Source organism: Pseudooceanicola lipolyticus, assembly GCF_002786325.1.
Lineage (GTDB): Bacteria > Pseudomonadota > Alphaproteobacteria > Rhodobacterales > Rhodobacteraceae > Pseudooceanicola_C > Pseudooceanicola_C lipolyticus.
In genome coordinates, this window is the sequence record NZ_PGTB01000303.1 from 1 (window position 1) to 2,237 (window position 2,237).

A 2,237-nucleotide genomic window follows, 5' to 3' on the forward strand; every position below is an offset into this window, starting at 1 on the left:
CGGCAGCGGCCAGATCGAGGCGCTGTTGGCGGCGGCGCGGGCGGGCGAGCCGCAGGCGCGCCGCATCGTCGACCGGGCCGGGCGGATCTTTGCGCTGGGGCTGGCCAACCTGGTCAATATCTTCGACCCCGAGTTGATCATCCTGTCGGGCGAGCAGATGCAGTTCGACCATCTCTATGCCGAGGCGGTGATCGACGAGATGCGCAAATCGATCGTGCAGGTGGACAAGCCGCCGCCCGAGGTGGTGATCCACAAATGGGGCCACCTGATGTGGGCGCGCGGCGCGGCGGCCTATGCGCTGGACCGGATCTCGGATCTGGCACTGGCCGAGCTGGGCGACGGGTGACTGCCCGGCGGCGCTGCGCGCCTTGGTCCGGCCAAAACTGAACTGCGGCAGCCCGCGTTCCGCGCCCTCGGGCGCCGTTCAGACGAAGCGGTTGACGTAGTTTTCCAGGATCTCCTGCCGCCCCGACCGCGGCTGCGGCGCCACCTCGCCGGCATGTACCCTGGCGAAAATGCTGTCGAAATCGCTTTCCAGCATCGCCTGCGCCCCGTCGGTCTGCCAGCCGGCATAGCGTTCGGCCAGAGCGGATTCCAGCCCGCCATCCTCCAGCATCGCCGCCGCCGCCTTCAGCCCGCGGGCGCAGATGTCCATCGCGCCGACATGGGCGGCGACGAGATCCGTCGCGTCCAGCGACTGGCGGCGCAGCTTGGCGTCGAAATTGGTGCCGCCGGTGCCAAAGCCGCCCGCCTTCAGGATGTGGTAATAGGCCAGCGCCACCTCGGGTGTGTTGTTGGGGAACTGATCGGTGTCCCAGCCCGACTGGTAGTCGTTGCGGTTCATGTCGATCGAGCCGAGCATTCCCTCGGCCGCCGCCAGCGCCAGCTCGTGTTCGAAGGAATGCCCGGCCAGGATCGCGTGGCCCTGCTCGATATTCAGCTTCACCTCGCCTTCCAGCCCGTATTTACGCAGGAAACCGATGCAGGTGGCGACGTCGAAGTCATACTGATGCTTGGAGGGTTCCTGCGGCTTGGGCTCAATCAGGATGGTGCCCTCAAATCCGATCTTGTGCTGGTAGTCGACCACCATGTTCAGGAACCGGCCCATATGGTCCAGCTCTGACGCCAGGTCGGTGTTGAGCAGGGTCTCATACCCTTCGCGCCCGCCCCACAGCACGTAATTCTGCCCGCCCAGCCGGTGCGTCGCATCCATGCACATTTTCACCGTGGCGGCCGCGTAGGCAAAAACATCCGGGTCGGGATTGGTCGAGGCGCCCGCCATCCAGCGGCGGTGCGAGAACATGTTGGCGGTGCCCCACAGCAGGCGGACCTTGCGGCTCGCCATCTTTTCCTCGAACAGGTCGATGATCTGGGTGAAGCGGTCGAAGCTTTCGGCAAAGCTGTCGCCCTCAGGGCGGATATCGGCATCGTGCCAGCAAAAGAACGGCTGGCCGAGGATGTCGAACAGGTCGAAGGCGCAATCGGCCTTGACCCGCGCCATCGCCATGTCGTCCTGCGGATACCAGGGCCGGCTGAAGGTCTGGCCACCGAAGGGGTCGCCGCCCTCCCAGGCGAAGGAATGCCAATAGGCGACGGCAAAGCGCAGATGCTCTTCCATCCGCTTTCCCATCACCACCGCGTCCGGATCGTAATGGCGAAAGGCCAGCGGGTTGTCGCTGTCCGGGCCTTCGTAGCGGACGGGAGAAAGGCCTTCGAAAAACGGGTGGGTCATGGCATCGCTTTCAGGGCTGGATAGGCGGCGGCAAAATCGCCATAGGCGGCATCGTAGGCGGCGGTGAGATCGGCGCGCGGGGCGATGGTTTCGGCCACCGGCGGGCGGGTCATCACGTTGTGCGGCGCGGCGCCGGTGAGGCCGCAGATCGCCAGCCGCGCCGCGCCCAGCGCGGCACCGAATTCGCCCTGCTCCGGCATGTCGACAGGCAGGCCCAGCACGGTGGCCAGCAGTTCCACCCAATAGCGCGAGCGGGTGCCGCCACCGATGGCCAGCACCCGGTCCAGCCGGGCGCCGGTGGATTTCAGCGCCTCGAGATTGTCGCGCAGGGCAAAGCTCACCCCTTCCAGCACCGCGCGGGTCAGGTCGGCGCGGTCGGCGCCGATGTCGAGCCCGGTGAAGGCGCCGCGCACCGCGCTGTCATTATGCGGCGTGCGCTCGCCCGAGAGATAGGGCAGGAAGCGCAGCGCGCCGGGCGCGGCCAGCGGGCCGAGTTCGCCGGTCA

The 2,237-nt window shown here is 67.0% G+C and carries 3 protein-coding genes; 1 reads left to right on the plus strand and 2 read right to left on the minus strand.

The features are described 5' to 3' along the window. The coding region (locus CVM52_RS25305) for an ROK family protein (RefSeq protein ID WP_133119998.1) at positions 1–346 on the plus strand (346 nt) is incomplete at its 5' end. 78 nt (positions 347–424) lie between these two features. Here CVM52_RS25305 and xylA read toward each other — a convergent pair. Both xylA and CVM52_RS25315 read right to left on the minus strand, forming a co-directional pair. After that, entirely contained in the window at positions 425–1,732 is a 1,308-nt protein-coding gene (xylA, locus tag CVM52_RS25310; protein WP_100165020.1) for a xylose isomerase, read from the minus strand. Beyond that, the coding region (locus CVM52_RS25315; RefSeq protein ID WP_240621076.1) for an FGGY-family carbohydrate kinase at positions 1,729–2,237 on the minus strand (509 nt) is incomplete at its 5' end. The genes CVM52_RS25315 and xylA, both read right to left, overlap by 4 nt.